Here is an 18,477-nt window from a genome sequence, read left to right on the forward strand (position 1 = left end):
AGGGCAGGTGAGGGCGTCAGCATGAACTTTCTGGTAACAGGCGGCGCCGGTTTTATCGGCTCGGCCGTATGCCGGCATCTGTGCGCCAATCCAAACTACCGCGTAACCAATCTCGACAAGCTCACCTATGCCGGAAACCTTGCCTCTCTGCGGCCGATCGAGAATGCCCACAACTATCGCTTTGCTCACGCCGACATTTGTGACGAGAAGGCGGTGCTCGACATTCTCAAGCGGGACGACATCGACATCGTAATGAACCTTGCCGCCGAAAGCCATGTCGACCGTTCGATCGACGGACCTGGCGCCTTCATCGAGACCAACATCGTCGGCACCTACAGGATGCTCAACGCCGCCCTGGAATACTGGCGCGGCCTGGGCGAGGAAAGAAAGCGCCGCTTCCGCTTCCACCATGTCTCAACCGACGAGGTGTTTGGCGATCTTCCCTTCGATGGCAGCATGTTCGTCGAGGAGACGCCTTACGCACCGTCTTCACCCTATTCCGCCTCGAAGGCGGCGTCCGACCATTTGGTGCGGGCCTGGCACGAAAGCTATGGCCTGCCGGTGGTCCTCTCCAACTGCTCCAACAATTACGGACCTTATCATTTTCCCGAAAAATTGATCCCGCTGATCATCTTGAATGCGCTCGACGAGAAGACACTGCCCGTATACGGCGCTGGCGCCAATGTCCGCGACTGGCTGTTCGTCGAAGACCACGCTCGCGCGCTTGAACTTATCGCTACCAAGGGAAGACCGGGCGAAAGCTACAACGTCGGCGGCAATTCCGAGCGGACGAACCTGGCTGTGGTCGAAACCATCTGCGATCTTCTCGACCGTCGACGCCCGCGCACCGGCGGCAAGAGCTATCGTGACCTCATCACCTTCGTTCCCGATCGCCCCGGCCACGACAGACGTTATGCCATCGACGCCTCCAAGATCGCCCGCGATCTCGGCTGGACACCGAAAGAGAATTTCGACGGCGGTCTGGCGAGAACCGTGGGCTGGTTCCTCGACAACAAATGGTGGTGGGGCCCGATCCGCGAACAGCGTTATGCCGGCGAGAGACTAGGCGAAGCCCGCAAGGCGGCGCCATGAGGCTGGTTGTCACCGGCCGTGAGGGCCAGGTCGCACGCAGCCTTATGGAAGCCCCGCTGAGATGCGACGACATCGAGGTCATCGCGCTTGGTCGTCCCGAACTCGATCTGGCAAGGCCCGGTACGGTGGTCGAGGCCATTGCGGCGGCTAGACCGGATATCGTCGTTTCGGCAGCTGCCTATACGGCGGTGGACCAAGCCGAGGACGAACCCGAACTCGCCTTAGCGGTGAACGCGGTCGGCGCCGGCAAGGTGTCCGAGGCCGCCGCGCGGCTCGGCGTTCCCGTGATCCATCTGTCGACCGACTATGTGTTCGACGGCACCAAGCGCAGCCCCTATGTCGAGACCGACGCACCGGCACCGCTCGGCATCTATGGCGCTTCGAAGCTCGCCGGCGAACAGGCTGTGGCCGCAGCCAATCCGCGTCACCTGATCTTACGGACGGCTTGGATCTACAGCCAGTTTGGCCGGAACTTCGTTAAGACGATGCTGCGTTTGGCGGCCGACCGTGACGAGATCCCGGTGGTGGCCGACCAATGGGGATCGCCGACATCGGCGTACGATATCGCCGAAGCTATAGTGGAAACTGCTGCTAAGCTGCATCGCGAGAAGAGCTTTGCCCGGTTCGGAATCTATCACCTGGCAGGTGCCGGCGACACAAATTGGAGCGGTTTTGCCCGTCACGTCTTAGAGTCTAGCCGCACGGGCGGTGGTCCTTGGGCAAGCGTGCGGGACATCGGCACGGCTGATTATCCAACAAGGGCGCGCCGCCCCGCCAACTCTCGGTTGTCGACATCAAAGTTTCAGGCTGCGTTCAAGCGGGATTTGCCGGACTGGCGGCAATCGACCGAGCGCGTTGTGCGCGAATTGCTCAGCGCCGAGGGCACTCGCGCCGGCTAGATGCTGACGCAAGCCGTCCCAGCGATTTGCTTTGAAGTTCCGCTGGACCTTCTCCAGCCCGAGATACCGACCGTTGCTGCCGGAAGATGAGCACCCGATTGGTGCAGCCCCTCAGCTCACGCCTATCAGGTGCCGGGTCGCCGGATATAAAACTCGCGAGGAACAAAAGCTAATTTAGGAACTTATTAACTAACGAAGACATGGGAAAACGATATCGGCGTCTCGGAATCCAGAATATCTCCGAAATTTTGAAGGATGTGGTCTTTGTTGGGAACAGTATGGAGTAAGCCATGGCAAGGGAGACACCTCCGAAGGCAAAACCCAAACGTGTTAAGCAAAAACGAACAATCGCCACTCACGGGGCTCCACCTATAAAAGACAAAACCTCCGCACCTGAAACAGGCGTGCCTTTGGCTGATAGCATTGGTCAGGTCGCTACTTCGCCATCTGTCGATGTCACGGCTACCTTGTTATCAGGCGTTGAGTCCGAGAGTGACCATATGACTGCCGTTGTGACACCGGCCGTCTACAGCGACAAACCCCAGCCTCCGTTGGACGCTTCGTCCGAATCAGGTCCTGCGGGGACAGCGGGTTGGCTAACAATCCCGATACGCCAGTGGCGGTGGAGTCTAATTCCGTTGTGCGTATTTTTGATACTGCTGATTCCTCCGGCAAACGATAAATTGGGTAAACAGAAAGCTGTTGAGCATCCAGGAAATGGAACAACGATTCCTGCGAAATCAGCTCAGAACGTCGTAAGTCCTGCCGGCCCGCAGAGAGGTGTGGAGTCCGACCGTGCGGACCCAGTAGGACAACTCCCGGAAAAGACGCGGCTGGGAATCGAGCCGTCGAACATGCACTTGGCAACGCCCGCGAGTGTTGACAAGGGCTTCGAACAGAGAGCCGTTAGCGCCGAGAAAGCGAGCGAGGGATTGAATGCATCCCTGAAGCAAGCAAACGAAGACCTGGACGCTCAACGGCGCAAACTGCAGATCTTGGCAAACGAACTTAATGAGGTTCGAAAAACAGCCAGCGGTGATAAGCATGCCGCGGAACTGGCTAAGGTCGAGCGCGATAAAGCCGTCAATGATCTGCGGCTGTCTGAAACCTCGCTGAAGCAAGCTCAAGCGGCGACCACGTCTGAGCGAAGCCGGGCCGACTCAGCATTAAAGGATCTGCGGCTGTCTGAAATCTCGCTGAAGCAAGCTCAAGCAGCGATCACGTCCGAACGAAGCCGGGCCAACTCAGCTTTAAAGGATCTAGATACCGCTCGGATGCAGCGGGATGCTGCAAAGCACGCCTCTGAGAATTTGACCGCTGCACTCGAACAGGAGCGTAGAAACAACATCAGCCTCGCAGATCGCCTGAGCGCTGCACGAAGGGCAATGGACCTCATTAAGTCTCAAAGCGACGTTCGGAAAGCGCACCTGGAACGCGGGCCGAATAAACCCGCGATTACAAGCTCGGTCACAAAATCGAAGAATCGACGCTCCCGTGATTCAACTGCTCCGGCGAGGCAGAAGCCACCCCTTCCAAAATCGTTGCCGGAGGCTGTAGCGACTATAACTCTTCCCGAAGCTCTGCTTCCAAGCCCGTAAAATCACTTTGACTAGCGGTGCGCGTTCGGCAGCAAAAATGATTCCGGAGGTTCGTCATGTATAAATACATCGTAGCCGTATTGATGATGGGCAGCGCCATTGCGCCAGCCTTTGCGATGGACGCGGGCGGAGGTGGCAAGCTCGGTGGTCTTGGAGTCGGCGGTGGCGTAGGCGCGGGGACACAAGGCGCCTCGGTCGGGGCTGGCGCCAGCGTTAGCGGTGTCGGCGGAGCGAACGTCGGTGCCTCTGCTAGTACCAGCAAAGGATCTGTTGGCGTTAGCACCGGTGCGAGCGTTGGCACCACAGGGGTATCGACAGGTACCGGCGTTGGCGGAACCCTGGGGGCAAGCGGAGGTGTTACGGGGGGAGCTGGTGTGTCTGTAGGAGGCGGAGGCGCCGGTGTCTCTACAGGTGCCGCTGTCGGGGACCATTCGCCTTTGAATGGTGCGATTGTTTCCACAGCGCCGGCGCCGGTCGCGACAGAAACTGCTTCGAGCAGCGCGGGGACCATCGATCTGCCGGACGCACTCAGGCCTTCCAGTGCTGGAGACAGCGATCACATCTGGATCCAAAAAGCGTCGCCTGTTGAGCCTCAGTCCCGGGTACAGGTGGATTTTAGCCAGCCAACCACGATCCTAAGCGCCTGCCGCGAGGCGATCGTGTCTGCTGCCACACCTTTGGGGGCCGTCTTCGTTCAAGTGGATGGTGCCGGCCCCGTGGCCCGGAGTGACAAGGGGTTAATCGCGCCGTTAGACGTACAGATTCAGTATGAGAGGCAAGGCAAAGATGAAGTGCGCCGCGCAGCAGTAGGCTGTCGCCTGAATGCTTCTGGAAAAGTCACGGCAATTTCGCAGGCGTAATCGCGCATGAGGCGCACGTGCTGGTCGAAGGCCGAGTTGCATCGGTTGTCACCGACGAGCGATACTCAGAAGGTCACCGGCGCGAGTTGAATCCGCGGGCCGGGAGAACGCAGGGAGCGGTCTGACCTCTGGTCGACTTCCCGAGCCGGGTTTGCCGCTTGATTTCTCAATTCACGGGAATGCGGCAGCTGGCGCACGGCCAGGCGACAATTTTCCCCTGTATTTCCAATCGCCGAGGCAGATGGGTAAGATATTCCGCTACAAAGCTCCCGGATGGAAAAAACGTTCGAGAAGCAGCCGGCATAGCACCCGTCTCGCATTGTTCTGGGCGAAGGCAATCTGCTAGAACGCCTGCTCGGAATTATATTGTCCGCGGATTTGTCCTGAGCTGAGCGGTGTCGCGCGGCGGTCGTTGTGCCAGGCATCTGTCGGAACGCACAAGAGAGCGCTCGCACTTCATGACCATCGCCCTCACGCACCTTCAGCGGCTTGAAGCCGAGTCCATTCATATTTTTCGCGAGGTCGCGGCCGTTTTTGCCAAGCCGGTCATGCTCTATTCCGTGGGCAAGGATTCCTCGGTGCTGATGCATCTGGCGATGAAGGCGTTTTATCCTGCCAAGCCGCCCTTCCCATTTCTTCACGTCGACACAACCTGGAAATTCCGCGAGATGATCGCCTTTCGCGATCAGATGGCGCAAAGGCTCGGCTTCGACCTGCTGGTGCATGTCAACGAAGATGGCGTGCGCGACAACATCAATCCGTTCGACCATGGCTCGAATACCCATACGCATGTGATGAAGACCGTGGCGCTTCGCCAGGCGCTAGACAAATATGGCTTCGACGCGGCCTTCGGCGGCGCGCGTCGCGATGAAGAGAAATCGCGCGCAAAGGAGCGCATCTTCTCTTTCCGCAATGCGCAGCATGTATGGGACCCGAAGAACCAGCGGCCCGAAATGTGGAAGATTTTCAACACCCGGGTCTCTTCGGGAGAATCTATCCGCGTCTTCCCGCTGTCGAATTGGACCGAACTCGATATCTGGCAGTACATCTTGCAGGAAGATATCCCGATCGTGCCGCTTTATTTCGCCAAGCAGCGGCCGGTCGTTGAGCGCGACGGCATGCTGATCCTTAGGGATGACGAACGCATGAAGCTGCGGCCCGGCGAAACCGTCGAGAACCGGCTTGTGCGTTTCCGCACACTGGGTTGCTATCCCCTGACCGGGGCGATCGAGTCGGACGCCGACACGCTGGAAGCCATCGTCGGCGAAATGTTGACCGCACGCACGTCGGAGCGGCAAGGTCGCCTGATCGACCGCGATGAATCCGGCTCGATGGAAAAAAAGAAGCGCGAGGGATATTTTTGACCATGCGCCACATCATGGCGAAGACCCTGGCGCCGACCGATGGCGTCCGCGACTATCTGGCGGCGCAGGAACGGAAGTCGCTGCTGCGCTTCCTGACCTGCGGTTCCGTAGACGACGGCAAATCGACGCTAATCGGGCGCCTGCTGTCCGATACCAAGCAGATCTTCGAGGACCAACTCGCCGCACTCGAGCGTGACTCGCGCAAGCACGGCACGACCGGTGATGACATCGATTTCGCACTTCTGGTCGACGGCCTCGAGGCCGAGCGCGAGCAAGGCATCACCATCGACGTCGCTTATCGGTTCTTCGCCACGCCGAAGCGCAAATTCATCGTAGCCGACACGCCCGGCCATGAGCAGTACACGCGCAACATGGCGACCGGCGCCTCAACCGCCGATCTGGCGATCGTGCTGATCGATGCCCGACAGGGAGTGTTGCGCCAGACCAGGCGCCATTCGATCATCGCCTCGCTGCTCGGCATCCGCAATATCGTGCTGGCCGTCAACAAGATCGATCTCGTCGATTTCGACAAGGCGGTCTTCGACCGTATCGTTGAAGAGTACGGGCAGTTCTCGCGCGACCTCGGTTTCCAGACCATTGTGCCGATCCCTATGTCCGCCCGGTACGGCGACAACGTCACCAGCCGTTCGGGCAGTATGGGATGGTATTCCGGACCGACGCTGATTGAGCACCTCGAAACCGTTTCGGTCGACGAGGCGATGGTCGAGATGCCGTTCCGTTTCCCGGTCCAGTATGTCAATCGCCCCAATCTCGACTTTCGCGGCTTCGCCGGCACGATCGCATCCGGCTCCATCGCGCCCGGCGATGAGGTTGTCGTCGCCAAGTCAGGCAAGTCCTCGCACGTCAAGCGGATTGTCGCCCATGGCGGCGATCTCTCCCAGGCGGTAGCCGGCCAGGCCGTAACGCTGGTGCTCGACGATGAGGTCGAGATTTCCAGGGGCAACATGCTGGTGTCGCCGGCGGCGCGGCCGCAGGTCGCCGACCAATTCGCCGCCAACATCGTCTGGTTCGACGAACACGCGCTGTTGCCCGGCCGATCCTACATACTGCGGACCGAGACCGACCAAAGCAGCGCCACCATCACCGACCTGAAATACCGCATCAATGTCAATGATTTCGCGCACGAAGCGGCCAAGTCGCTTGAGATGAACGAAGTCGGCATCTGCAACATCTCGACGCGCACACCAATCGCCTTCGATCCCTTCGCCGAGAACCGCACCACCGGCGCCTTCATCCTGATCGACCGCGTCACCAACGCCACGGTCGGCGCCGGCATGATCTTGCATCCGCTGCGCCGAGCCGAGAACATCCATTGGCAATCGCTCGACGTCGGCAAGCGCGTGCGCGCCGAGATGAAGAACCAGCGGCCGGCGATATTCTGGTTCACCGGCCTGTCAGGCTCGGGCAAGTCGACCATCGCCAATCTGTTCGAGAAGAAGCTGTTCGCCACCGGCCGGCATACCTATATCCTGGATGGCGACAATGTTCGTCACGGTCTCAATCGCGACCTGGGGTTCACCGATGCCGATCGTGTCGAGAACATCCGCCGGGTCGCGGAAGTGGCGCGCTTGATGGCCGATGCGGGGCTCATCGTCATCGTTTCGTTCATTTCGCCGTTTGCCGCCGAGCGCCGCATGGCCCGCGAACTGATGGCCGAAGGCGAGTTCGTTGAGGTGTTTGTCGACACGCCCTTCGAAGAGTGCGCCCGTCGCGATCCCAAGGGCCTCTACGCCCGGGCCTTGAACGGCGAGATCAAGAACTTCACCGGGGTCGATTCCCCCTATGAGGCGCCGGAAAACCCTGAGATCCATCTAAAAACGCTCGGCAAATCCGCCGAGGAGATGGTGGACGCCCTGGAACATTGGCTGAACGAGCGCGACATTGCCGAGGACCAATATGACAATGGCGGCGGCATCTGACGACGCTCGGATTCTGGACACTTTCGAGCGGCTTGCCCTGGAGGCCGGACGCGAGGTCATGCGTGTGTTCCACGCCGGCTGCGCCGTCGACCGGAAGTCCGACTCCTCCCCGGTGACCGAGGCGGACCGCGAGGCTGAGAAGATCATTCTCACAGGCCTGCGCGCCGCATTTCCAAATATTCCTTGCGTGGCCGAGGAGGAAGCATCCGCCGGGGTCGTGCCGCCGGATCTGGACGGCGCCTTCTTTCTCATCGACCCGCTCGACGGCACCAAGGAGTTCGTCAACCGTCGGACCGACTTTACCGTCAACATAGCCCTTGTGCGCCATGGAGTGCCGGAGGTCGGCGTGGTCTTCGCGCCCTGTATCGGCCGGTTTTTCTCCGGCCGGCCGGGCAGGGCGGAATCTCTTGAAATCAGCGGTGACTACCAGATCATCGGGCGGCGTTCGGTCTCCGTGAGGACTGCCGCCGCACCCCTCGCTGTGGTCGCCAGCCGCTCGCACAACACGCCCGAAACCGAAGCCTATATCAGCAGCCTCGGTGCTGCCGAAATCGTCTCGGTCGGCTCGTCGTTGAAGTTCTGTCTTGTGGCCGGCGCCGAGGCGGATGTCTACCCGCGTTTCGGCCGCACCATGGAGTGGGATACGGCGGCGGGCGACGCGGTTCTGCGCGCCGCCGGTGGTATGACCCGCACCCTGGACGGCAAGCCCTTGGCCTATGGCAAGCGCGGACAAAGCGACGACGAGGACTTCGCCAATCCGCATTTTATCGCCAAAGGAAGGGCAGGGCCGGACCAGTAGGGGCCGGCCAACCCATTACTCGGCGGCGGTTTGCGTCGAATTCGAGCCGATATAGTTCCGGATCGTCTCCATGACACGGTCCTGGTCGGCTTCGCTCAGATAGGGATGCATGGGCAGGCACAGGATCCGGTTCGGCAGTTCCTCCGCAACGGCGAGGCCGGTCGGCGTGCGCGGGTAGTCGCGGTAGGCGAGCTGGGCATGCAGCGGCTTGACGTAGTAGATGACCGACGCGATACCCTTTTCGGTGAGATGGGCTTTCAGCCCGTCGCGCTTCGGCGTCTCGATTGCGTATTGCGCCCAGGCGGAACGGCTGCCCTGCAAATTGCGGGCCGCCGTGACGATATCGCCGAGCCCTTCGGCATAGCGGTTTGCAACAGCCTGACGCGCGATCATCTCGTCCTCGAGGATCGCCAGCTTCTCGATCAGGATTGCCGCCTGTATCGTATCGAGGCGCGAATTGATGCCGACCCGGACATTGTCGTATTGCGTTTCGCCCTTGCCGTGGAAGGCGAATGACCGCAGTTGTTCGGCCAGTGCGTCGTCATTGGTGAACATGGCGCCGCCATCGCCATAGCAGCCAAGCGGCTTTGCCGGATAGAAGCTGGTCGAGCCGACATGGCCGAATGAGCCGCACATCTTGCCATCGGCCGATCCGCCCATCGACTGGGCGGCGTCCTCGATCACCATCAGTCGTTCCCGCTCGGCGATCGCCATGAGCGAATCATAGTCGGCGGCAAGCCCGAACAGGTCGACGGGAATGATCGCCTTCGGCTTCAGCCGGCCTTCCTTCTTGATCATGGCGATGGCCGCCTCGAGGCTGGCGATGTCGATGTTGTAGGTCACCGGATCGACATCGACGAACACCGGCTCGGCCTTGGCCAGGGCCACCACTTCGGCGGTGGCAGCGAAGGTGAAGCTCGGCACGAACACGGCGTCACCGGGGCCGATGCCAGCCGCAAACAGCGGCAGCAGCAGTGCATCGGTTCCGTTGGCGCAGGCAACGACATGTTTGGTGCCGACATAGGCGGCGAGCTTGTTCTCGAACTCGGTGACCTGCGGACCGAGTATGTAGCGGCCTTCTTCGACGACGCGGTCGATGGCCGACTTCAGCCGATCGCGGATACGTTCGCGCTGTGCGCCAAGATCGATGAATTGCATGTCGGCCTCGAAGGTTTGACCAGATAGGGTGGTTTAGCCAGATAGTGGTCCGCTGGTACCAGAGTTGCGCGTGCCGAGAAAGTCGCAGGGCCAGCGCCGTTGATCGCCATCATGGCATGGTCTGTTACCGATCAGTCTGGCGCGCCTCGCCGAGGTGCCGGAAATCCGGGCTCAGTCGCGCATCATTCCGCACTTTAGGTCTCCCGGCGTGAGCCTGCGAAACATAAAGTGATCAACCCACTCAGCTTATGTTGACGCCTGGTTCAGGCGATCTCGTGCCGCCAGGGCGGGTTGGCGCCGGCTCGCGAAACCGTCACCGCCGCGGCCTTGGCGCCTAGCGTCAGCGCCTTGCGGATGGCATCCTGGGAAAGCCCGCCGATAGCCGCCTTGGTCAGCAAGCCTTGTTCATGCAGCGATGCGAGTATACCCGCGTTGAACGTATCGCCGGCGCCAACCGTGTCGACCACTTCGACCTGGTCGGGCATGACTGTCACGGCATGGTGCTTGCTGTAGCCGACCGCGCCCTCGCTTCCGTGCGTGACAACGATCAGCTTTGGCCCGCGATCGAGCCAGTTACGGATGACGTCCTCGTGGGTGCCCGCTTCGCCGAACCAGAGCAGGTCTTCGTCCGACAGCTTCACGATATCCGCCATTGCCATCAGCGTGCGGATACGCCTGAGATGCCTTGCCTTGTCCGGGATGAAGTTCGGCCGGATATTGGGGTCGAGCATCATGACGCGCTTTTCGTGCTCGCGCTTCATGAACGCCTCATAGGCACTTCCGGCCGGTTCCGAGATCAGGCTGATGGCGCCAAACAGCATGGCATCGATCTCGTCGCCAAGCTCCGGCAGGTCGTCGGTGGTGAGTAAGCGTCCGGCGGTGTTCTCGTCATAGAATGTGTAGGTCGCCTGGCCGTTATCCAGTCGCACGAAGGCAAGCGTAGTCGGCTGCGAAGAGGTGTGCGCGTAAGTGGAGCTGACCTTGCTGGCCCCAAGCGCGTCCCGCAACTCGCCGCCGAACAGGTCCGACGACAGGCCGGAAAAGAAGCTCGCCGGTGCCCCCAGGCGGCCGAGCGCGATCGCCGTGTTGAAGACCGCGCCCCCGACATACGGCGCAAAGGCCGGCTCGCCATTGGTCGTCGTGCGCGGCAGCATGTCGATGAGGGCCTCGCCGCAGCAAAGGATCATGGCTTCCTGGTCTCCGGCGGATGGATCACGCCCTTGCGGATGATGATGTTGGCGTAGAGCCTGGGCTCGCTAGTCGCGACGATGGCAAACGCCGATTTGACTCGTGCATAGAAGTCTGCGCCGGCCAGCGCAACCACCCTGCGTCTTGGCGCGCGTCTGGCGCAGATCGCCTCGATCTCATGGTGGACGGGATCGGCAAGCGAGGGATCGCCTTTCACCGACGCGCGAAACAGAGCCTCCGGGACGGTCTCGTCCACAGGCAGGATGCTCAAAACCGCATCGAGCATAGGAATGAGGTCGTGACCATCGGCGCGCACCAGCCGGGCCGCCTGGTTCTCGGCCGGATAATTTCCATCGACGAGGGCGATTTCGTCGCCATGACCCATGGCGCGCAGGATCGCCAGAAGCTCTGGACCGAGCAGGGACGGGATTCCGATCAACATTCAGGTGCTCCTGGAAATGGTCGTCGAGCCGATCAGAAAACGTTCGGATAGTGGCAGGCTGGCACCGCCGAGAGCGCGGGCATGAATACCGACGCTGCCCTCGCGAACGGTCGGCAGTTTGAGGCCCTCCACGTCGATCCTGGCAATGGCGTCGCTGATGCCATTAACGAGACGGCCGCGCACCGCCGTCGGCATCCATCCGTCGATCACCGCGGCTTCAAAATCGATGACCGATGATGCCGCGACGATGGCATAGGCCAGCGCTTTCGCGGCACTCGCGATCCAGTCGTCGAGTTCGGGGCCGATGTCGCCCCAGTCGTCCGGCGACGTCCACAGATGCGAGGCCTCGATGCCACGCGCGTTGAGCGCCTTTTCGAGCATGGCGATGGAGGCAACATCGATCAATTGGGTCGGCTTTCCATCCGGGCCGGGCACCGGCATGGAACCGAGCGCGCCGGCATTGCCGGTTGGCCCGCCAAACAGGCGGCCATTCAGCACGATCCCGCCGCCGGCGAAGGCGCCGATGTAGAAATACACAAAATCACGCGCCGCGCCTGCCTGGCCGAAGACGAGTTCGGCGCCGCAGGCCGATGTCGCATCGTTCTGCAGGTAGACCGGAAACTCGCACTTTGCCTGTATCTCGGCGCGGATGTCCCGACGGCGCCATTCATCCATGACGTCGCGCGGCGCGCCGGCGGTATCGGCCCAGTTCCACAATTCAAACGGCATAGCGATACCAACGCCGGCGATGCGCTTGTCCTGCAAGGGCGTCAGTTCGCTACGCATTTGCCGCATGCCGTTGGTGACGAATTCCACGGTCTCTCGCGGCGCCGGGTAGCGGTAGGAATGTTGCAGCATCGAGCGCACATTGCCCAGGAAATCGATCAGCACGAGTTCGGCGCTGCGACGCCCGATCTTGAGGCCGATGAAGAAGGCGCCTTCGGGGTTGAGCGCCATTGGGATCGAAGGCTGGCCGATCTTGCCGCGCAAAGGTGCCTGGCGCAGCAACAAGCTTTCTTCTTCGAGCTCGCGCATGATGACCGAGACGGTCTGTGCCGAAAGCCCGGTCATGCGGGCAATGTCGGATTTCGCTAGGCTGCCATGCTGTCGCACGAGGGATAGCACCAACCGCTCATTGTGGTCGCGCATGCCGCTCTGGTTGGTGCCGCGGTGAATTAGGCTGTCATTCGCTTCGGGCGAACCGTGCCTCGCAATGGCGGTTTCCACCCTGCTTTTCCTCCCGTCTTTCACTTAATTCTTTTCGTCAGAATGGGAGAAGGGGCCTACGCTGTCAATAATAAATAAGAGTGATTTAATTATTGACAGCAGCGCCGCCGTGGTATCTTTTGAGATGGCGTCCATACTGGGAGAGCTTTGATGGATGCGCTGCGGATGACGGTTGGCCGGCATCCAGAATGGTCACTGGGAGGAAGACATGGGTAAGTTGAATATTGTGAAGGCGGCCGTTGCCGGTCTTGCCTTTTATGGCGCGATGGCCTCGGTCTCGCACGCGGCCGATATCGTCGGCCTGATCACCAAGACCGAGGGCAATCCGTTTTTCGTCAAGATGCGCGAGGGCGCGCAGGCCAAGGCGAAGGAACTCGGTCTTACCCTGCAAACCTTCGCGGGCAAGTTCGATGGCGACAATGACAGCCAGGTCGCGGCGATCGAGAATTTGATCTCGGCTGGCGCCAAGGGCTTTGCCATCGTGCCGAGCGATTCCAGCGCTATCGTGCCGACGATCAAGAAGGCGCGCGATGCCGGCCTGCTGGTCATCGTGCTCGACACGCCGCTCGATCCCATCGACGCGGCCGACGCTACGTTCGCGACCGACAACTTCAAGGCAGGCGAGTTGATCGGGCAGTGGGCCAAGGGGACGCTGGGCGACAAGGCATCGAGCGCCAAGATTGCCTTCCTCGACCTCGCCACTAACCAGCCGACCGTCGACTATCTGCGTGACCAGGGCTTCATGAAAGGCTTCGGCATCGACATCAAGGATCCGAAGAAATATGGCGACGAGGCCGATGAGCGCATCTGCGGGCATGAAATGACCGGCGGCGCCGAGGATGGCGGACGCACCGCCATGGAGACCCTGCTGCAGAAATGCCCGGACGTGAGCATCATGTACACGATCAATGAACCGGCGGCAGCGGGTGGCTACCAGGCGCTCAAGGCCGCCGGCAAAGACGATGGCTCGGTCCTGGTGGTGTCGATCGACGGCGGCTGCCCGGGGGTCAAGAACGTCGAGGCTGGCGTCATCGGCGCGACCTCGCAGCAATATCCGCTTAAGATGGCGGCAATGGCGATGGAAGCGATCGAGAAATTCGCCAAGACGGGCGAAAAGCCGAAGCCCACCCCCGGCAAGGAATTCTTCGACACCGGTGCGACGCTGATCACCGACAAGCCGGTCAGCGGCGTGGAATCCATCGATACCAAGAAAGGCCTCGAACTCTGCTGGGGCTAACACCTTCCTAAGACCCGCAAGAAGGGCTTAGACTTCGACGGAAAGGGCGGCCCAGGCCGCTCTTTCCAACAACATGCGGTGCTTGGGAGGGGACTGGCAATGAGCGACGACACAAGCGGTTCGGCCATAGCCGAACGCGGACTCCATGGCAGCGATCAGACGGTGGCGAGCTTCGAGGAGGATGGCCGCTCGGGTCTGAAGAGCCTTCAAAGGTTCCTGCACGAATATCCGACGGCAATTCCGTTCATCGTGCTGGTCGTCGGCATCCTGATTTTCTCTGTGGCGGCCGGTGGGCGGTTCTTTGCCCCGTTCAATCTCTCTCTGGTCCTGCAACAGGTGACCATCATCGCCTTTCTGGGGATCGCGCAGACCCTGGTCATTCTCACAGCCGGCATCGACCTGTCCGTCGGCGCTATGATGGTGCTGTCGTCTATCGTCATGGGCCGGTTGACCGTCACCTACGGAGTTCCGGTCGAGATCGCCTTTGTTCTGGGCATGCTGACGGGGCTGCTTTGCGGCCTCATCAATGGCGTGCTCGTCGCCATCATCAAGCTGCCCCCCTTTATCGTCACGCTTGGAACCTGGAGCGTCTATGGCGCCATGGTCATCTATGTCTCGCACTCCGAGACGGTGAGGGCGCAGGACATCGAGACGATGGGACCGTGGCTTCAATGGCTCGGACATACGATCAGGCTGGGCGGCGGCGCGGTGCTGACCTACGGCACCATCGCGATGATCCTGACGGCTCTCATTGTCTGGTACGCTCTCAATCGAACGGCTTTCGGGCGCCACGTCTACGCGACCGGCGATGATGCCGAGTCCGCACGGCTTGCCGGCATCAACACACGCGGCACGCTGATTGCGGTCTATACATTGGCAGGCATCATTTGCGCGGTCGCCAGCTGGGCACTCATCGGCCGTATCGGCGCCGCCAGTCCGCTCGGCAACCAGACCGCCAATCTCGATGCCATCACCGCCGTGGTCATCGGCGGTACCTCGCTGTTTGGCGGGCGCGGCTCGATCCTTGGTACATTGTTCGGCGCCTTGATCGTCGGCGTCTTCCGCAACGGCCTGGCGCTCGCGGGCGTCGATTCGCTGTGGCAGGAATTCACCGTCGGTATCCTTATCATCCTTGCTGTCACGATCGATCAGTGGATCAGGAAGATCTCGGCATGAGCACCCAGCCAATTCTTCAGGCTAAAGGCCTCAACAAGCGCTATGGTAGGGTGGTGGCTCTCGACAATGCCGACTTCGACCTGATGCCCGGTGAGATCCTTGCCGTCATAGGCGACAACGGCGCAGGCAAGTCGACACTGGTCAAGGCGCTGTGCGGTGCCGTCATCCCGGATGCCGGCACGATAGAACTCGACGGCAAGGCGGTGCATTTCCGCTCGCCCATCGAGGCGCGCATGGCCGGCATTGAAACGGTTTATCAGAACCTGGCCCTGTCGCCGGCGCTCTCCATCGCCGACAACATGTTCCTTGGCCGGGAAATCCGCAAGCCCGGCTTCGTCGGACAATGGCTGCGCATGCTCGACCGGTCGGCAATGCAAAGGAAGGCGCGCGAGAAGCTTTCCGAACTCGGCCTGATGACCATCCAGAACATCAACCAGTCGGTCGAGACACTGTCTGGCGGCCAGCGTCAGGGCGTAGCGGTGGCGCGCGCCGCGGCCTTCGGCAGCCGTGTCGTGATCATGGACGAGCCGACTGCGGCGCTTGGCGTCAAGGAGAGCCGCCGCGTCCTGGAGCTGATGCTTGACGTCAAGCGGCGCGGCCTGCCGATCGTGCTGATCTCGCACAACATGCCGCACGTCTTCGAAGTGGCGGATCGCATTCACATCCATCGGCTGGGCCGTCGTCTCGCCGTCATCGATCCCAAGCAATATACGATGTCCGATGCCGTCGCCTTCATGACCGGGGCCAAGGTTCCACCAGAGGCCGCACTGGCCGCCTGAACGCGCGCCGGGCTGGCTGACGACTGCTGCCAAATTGCCGCAGGGCAGGCCGGCTGGCAGGAATCTAAATCGATTGAGCAAATAAGGGATTGCGCTAGCATGGCCCGGAAGGAATGGTGAAAGCCGGTATGATCGTGGCAACCCCACAAGAGGCAGCATGACGCGCGCGATGACATCTCAAGCTCCCCAACCCGAACTCGAAAAACCGGACCCGAAGACGCTCGCGGCGGAAGTCTTGCGCGCCCTCAAATACAGGGTTGGCAAGGACACCACGGTCGCGACCCAGTATGACTGGCTGACAGCCTCGATCATGGTGGTGCGTGACAGGATCGTCGATCATTGGATGCAGGCGACGAAGGAAGCCTACGAGCAGCAGGAAAAGCGCGTCTACTATCTGTCGCTGGAGTTTCTCATCGGCCGCTTGATGCGCGATGCCTTCTCCAATCTGGGCCTGATGGACAATATGCGCGACGCCTTGTCGTCGCTCGGCGTCGACCTCGACCTTATCGCCGCGCTGGAACCCGATGCGGCCCTCGGCAATGGCGGTCTAGGCCGGCTCGCCGCCTGTTTCATGGAAAGCATGGCGACGGTCGACATTCCCGCGCATGGCTACGGCATCCGCTACGCCAACGGCATGTTCAGGCAGGAGATCCATGACGGCTGGCAGGTCGAACTGCCCGAAACCTGGCTCGATCACGGCAACCCCTGGGAATTCGAGCGTCGCGAACGTTCTTTCGATGTCGGCTTCGGCGGTTCGGTGGAATCGATCACCTCCAAGGATGGCCGGCTGGAGCGTCATGTCTGGAAACCGATCGAGCATGTCCTTGCCGTCGCCTATGACACGCCGGTGGTCGGCTGGCGGGCAAACCGCGTCAACACGCTTCGGCTATGGTCTGGCATGCCGATCGATCCGATCCTGCTCAGCAAGTTCAACGCCGGCGACCACATCGGCGCACTGGCCGAAAGCAATAAGGCGGACGCTCTGTCGCGCGTGCTTTATCCCGCCGATTCCCACATGGCAGGGCAGGAGCTCAGGCTGCGCCAGGAGTATTTCTTTTCCACCGCCTCGCTGCAGGACATCTTGCAGCGCCATCTCAGCCAATATGGCAATCTGCAGTCTTTGCCCGACAAGGCGGCGATCCACCTCAACGACACCCACCCGGCCATTGCGGTGCCGGAGCTGATGCGTCTGCTGATGGATGTCCACGGCATGGACTTCGACCTCGCCTGGGACATCACCAAGCGCACCTTCGGCTACACGAATCACACGCTGTTGCCCGAAGCGCTGGAAAGCTGGCCCGTGCCGCTGTTCGAACGGCTGCTGCCGCGCCACATGCAGATCGTCTACGCCATCAACGCGCAAGTGCTTCTCGAGGCACGCGCCACCAATCATTTCTCCGACGAGCAGATCAGCCGAATCTCGCTGATCCAGGAAAATGGCGACCGCCGGGTTCGTATGGGCAATGTCGCGTTTGTCGGCTCGCACTCCATCAACGGTGTCTCGGCGCTGCACACCGATCTGATGAAGGAAACGGTGTTCGCCGACCTGCACAAGCTCTATCCAGACCGCATCAACAACAAGACCAACGGCATCACGCCGCGGCGCTGGCTGATCCAGTGCAATCCCGGCCTGACGACGCTCGCCCGCGAGGCGATCGGCGATGACTTCCTCGATGACATCGATGCGATCAAGGGCCTCGATGTCTTCGCTGACGATGCCGTCTTTCGCGACAAGTTCGCCGCCGTCAAGCGAGAGAACAAGGCGCGGCTGGCCAATCTTGTTGCCGATCGCCTCGGGATAAAGGTCGACCCCTCGGCGCTGTTCGATATCCAGATCAAGCGCATCCATGAATACAAGCGCCAGCTTCTGAACATCCTCGAGGCGATCTCGCTTTACGACCAGATCCGCTCGCACCCCGAGCGCGACTGGATGCCAAGGGTGAAATTCTTCGGCGGCAAGGCGGCTCCGAGCTACCACAATGCCAAGCTGATCATCAAACTCGCCAATGACGTTGCCAAGGTCATCAATCGCGACCCGGCCGTGCGCGGCCTGCTGAAAATCGTGTTCGTGCCGAACTACAATGTCAGCCTGGCCGAAATCATGATGCCGGCCGCCGATCTGTCTGAGCAGATCTCGACCGCCGGCATGGAGGCGTCCGGGACCGGCAATATGAAGTTCGCGCTGAACGGGGCGCTCACCATCGGCACGCTGGACGGCGCCAATGTTGAGATCAAGGAATGTGTCGGCGACGACAACATCTTCATCTTCGGGCTGACCACCGCCGAGGTCGCCGAACGGCGTAATAATGGCTACAATCCCCGCGCGGTCATCGAAGGCTCGCCCGAGCTTTCGCAAGCACTCGCCGCGGTCTCCTCGGGCGTTTTCTCACCGGACGATCCGGAGCGGTATCGCGAGCTCATCAACGGTCTCTTCAACAGCGATTGGTTCATGGTCGCCGCCGACTTCGATGCCTATTCCGATGCGCAACGCGAGGTTGATGCCGTCTGGCGCAACAGTCCGGACTGGTATGCAAAGGCGATCCGGAACGTTGCGCGCGTCGGCTGGTTCTCGTCGGACCGCACGATCCGTCAATACGCGAAAGAAATCTGGAACGTACCCGCCTGATGTGATTGCATGAAGCGCGAATGATATGGTGCGTGCGGGAACTTGCCCGAGCGTGTTGCGGTTAATGGCAATGACATGCACAAAACAAGCAC

At 60.9% G+C, this 18,477-nt stretch carries 14 protein-coding genes; 10 read left to right on the forward strand and 4 right to left on the reverse strand.

The annotated features are described in order from the left end of the window. Positions 1–21: 21 nt before the first annotated feature. From rfbB to cysQ, 6 genes are all read left to right on the forward strand, one after another. Positions 22–1,092, forward strand: a complete 1,071-nt coding sequence (gene rfbB / locus LB513_RS03225) for a dTDP-glucose 4,6-dehydratase (RefSeq protein ID WP_224662022.1) — start codon at positions 22–24, stop codon at positions 1,090–1,092. After that, positions 1,089–1,991, forward strand: a complete 903-nt coding sequence (gene rfbD, locus LB513_RS03230) for a dTDP-4-dehydrorhamnose reductase (protein ID WP_224662023.1) — start codon at positions 1,089–1,091, stop codon at positions 1,989–1,991. Before rfbB ends, rfbD begins: the two co-directional genes overlap by 4 nt. A gap of 290 nt (positions 1,992–2,281) precedes the next feature. Then, the gene (locus tag LB513_RS03235; RefSeq protein ID WP_224662024.1) at positions 2,282–3,589 is read left to right on the forward strand and encodes a hypothetical protein; all 1,308 of its coding nucleotides are present in this window, start codon (positions 2,282–2,284) and stop codon (positions 3,587–3,589) included. 1,318 nt (positions 3,590–4,907) lie between these two features. Next, on the forward strand, positions 4,908–5,813 hold the full coding sequence (gene cysD, locus LB513_RS03240; RefSeq protein ID WP_224662025.1) for a sulfate adenylyltransferase subunit CysD: 906 nt from the start codon (positions 4,908–4,910) through the stop codon (positions 5,811–5,813). A gap of 2 nt (positions 5,814–5,815) precedes the next feature. Further along, a complete protein-coding gene (cysN, locus tag LB513_RS03245) occupies positions 5,816–7,753 on the forward strand; it encodes a sulfate adenylyltransferase subunit CysN (RefSeq protein ID WP_224662026.1) in 1,938 nt (645 codons plus the stop codon). Next, complete coding sequence (gene cysQ, locus LB513_RS03250; protein ID WP_224662027.1) at positions 7,737–8,552, forward strand: 3'(2'),5'-bisphosphate nucleotidase CysQ; 816 nt, start codon at positions 7,737–7,739, stop codon at positions 8,550–8,552. The genes cysN and cysQ overlap by 17 nt, the downstream gene beginning before the upstream one ends. A 15-nt stretch (positions 8,553–8,567) precedes the next feature. On the opposite strand, the gene LB513_RS03255 is transcribed toward cysQ, so the two are convergent. The 4 genes from LB513_RS03255 to LB513_RS03270 form a co-directional block, all read right to left on the reverse strand. Further along, positions 8,568–9,710: a DegT/DnrJ/EryC1/StrS family aminotransferase gene (locus LB513_RS03255; RefSeq protein ID WP_224662028.1), complete on the reverse strand. Its 1,143-nt coding sequence runs from the start codon at positions 9,708–9,710 to the stop codon at positions 8,568–8,570. A gap of 263 nt (positions 9,711–9,973) precedes the next feature. After that, positions 9,974–10,897 (reverse strand): carbohydrate kinase family protein, encoded by a 924-nt coding sequence (locus LB513_RS03260; RefSeq protein WP_224662029.1) that lies wholly within the window; start codon positions 10,895–10,897, stop codon positions 9,974–9,976. Further along, positions 10,894–11,340 (reverse strand): RbsD/FucU family protein, encoded by a 447-nt coding sequence (locus LB513_RS03265; RefSeq protein ID WP_224662030.1) that lies wholly within the window; start codon positions 11,338–11,340, stop codon positions 10,894–10,896. Before LB513_RS03265 ends, LB513_RS03260 begins: the two co-directional genes overlap by 4 nt. Beyond that, complete coding sequence (locus LB513_RS03270; RefSeq protein WP_224662031.1) at positions 11,341–12,567, reverse strand: ROK family protein; 1,227 nt, start codon at positions 12,565–12,567, stop codon at positions 11,341–11,343. 208 nt (positions 12,568–12,775) lie between these two features. On the opposite strand from LB513_RS03270, the gene LB513_RS03275 reads away from it, so the two are divergent. From LB513_RS03275 to LB513_RS03290, 4 genes are all read left to right on the forward strand, one after another. Beyond that, the gene (locus LB513_RS03275; protein WP_224662032.1) at positions 12,776–13,804 is read left to right on the forward strand and encodes a sugar ABC transporter substrate-binding protein; all 1,029 of its coding nucleotides are present in this window, start codon (positions 12,776–12,778) and stop codon (positions 13,802–13,804) included. Positions 13,805–13,903: 99 nt separating this feature from the next. Then, complete coding sequence (locus LB513_RS03280; protein WP_224662033.1) at positions 13,904–14,980, forward strand: ABC transporter permease; 1,077 nt, start codon at positions 13,904–13,906, stop codon at positions 14,978–14,980. Then, positions 14,977–15,759 (forward strand): ATP-binding cassette domain-containing protein, encoded by a 783-nt coding sequence (locus tag LB513_RS03285; RefSeq protein ID WP_224662034.1) that lies wholly within the window; start codon positions 14,977–14,979, stop codon positions 15,757–15,759. The genes LB513_RS03280 and LB513_RS03285 overlap by 4 nt, the downstream gene beginning before the upstream one ends. Before the next feature lie 157 nt (positions 15,760–15,916). Next, entirely contained in the window at positions 15,917–18,385 is a 2,469-nt protein-coding gene (locus LB513_RS03290; protein WP_224662035.1) for a glycogen/starch/alpha-glucan phosphorylase, read from the forward strand. Positions 18,386–18,477 lie beyond the last annotated feature (92 nt).

Origin of the sequence: Mesorhizobium sp. ES1-1 (assembly GCF_020164785.1) — a bacterium.
Taxonomy (GTDB): domain Bacteria; phylum Pseudomonadota; class Alphaproteobacteria; order Rhizobiales; family Rhizobiaceae; genus Mesorhizobium.

Excerpts from the sequence above, each read along its gene's own strand:
- LB513_RS03275 (WP_224662032.1), top strand. The coding sequence starts at position 12,776 with ATGGGTAAGTTGAATATTGTGAAGGCGGCCGTTGCCGGTCTTGCCTTT.
- cysN (WP_224662026.1), top strand. The coding sequence starts at position 5,816 with ATGCGCCACATCATGGCGAAGACCCTGGCGCCGACCGATGGCGTCCGC.
- rfbD (WP_224662023.1), top strand. The coding sequence starts at position 1,089 with ATGAGGCTGGTTGTCACCGGCCGTGAGGGCCAGGTCGCACGCAGCCTT.
- LB513_RS03260 (WP_224662029.1), bottom strand. The coding sequence starts at position 10,897 with ATGATCCTTTGCTGCGGCGAGGCCCTCATCGACATGCTGCCGCGCACG.
- rfbB (WP_224662022.1), top strand. The coding sequence starts at position 22 with ATGAACTTTCTGGTAACAGGCGGCGCCGGTTTTATCGGCTCGGCCGTA.
- LB513_RS03255 (WP_224662028.1), bottom strand. The coding sequence starts at position 9,710 with ATGCAATTCATCGATCTTGGCGCACAGCGCGAACGTATCCGCGATCGG.
- LB513_RS03235 (WP_224662024.1), top strand. The coding sequence starts at position 2,282 with ATGGCAAGGGAGACACCTCCGAAGGCAAAACCCAAACGTGTTAAGCAA.
- LB513_RS03285 (WP_224662034.1), top strand. The coding sequence starts at position 14,977 with ATGAGCACCCAGCCAATTCTTCAGGCTAAAGGCCTCAACAAGCGCTAT.
- cysD (WP_224662025.1), top strand. The coding sequence starts at position 4,908 with ATGACCATCGCCCTCACGCACCTTCAGCGGCTTGAAGCCGAGTCCATT.
- LB513_RS03290 (WP_224662035.1), top strand. The coding sequence starts at position 15,917 with ATGACGCGCGCGATGACATCTCAAGCTCCCCAACCCGAACTCGAAAAA.
- LB513_RS03265 (WP_224662030.1), bottom strand. The coding sequence starts at position 11,340 with ATGTTGATCGGAATCCCGTCCCTGCTCGGTCCAGAGCTTCTGGCGATC.
- LB513_RS03280 (WP_224662033.1), top strand. The coding sequence starts at position 13,904 with ATGAGCGACGACACAAGCGGTTCGGCCATAGCCGAACGCGGACTCCAT.
- cysQ (WP_224662027.1), top strand. The coding sequence starts at position 7,737 with ATGGCGGCGGCATCTGACGACGCTCGGATTCTGGACACTTTCGAGCGG.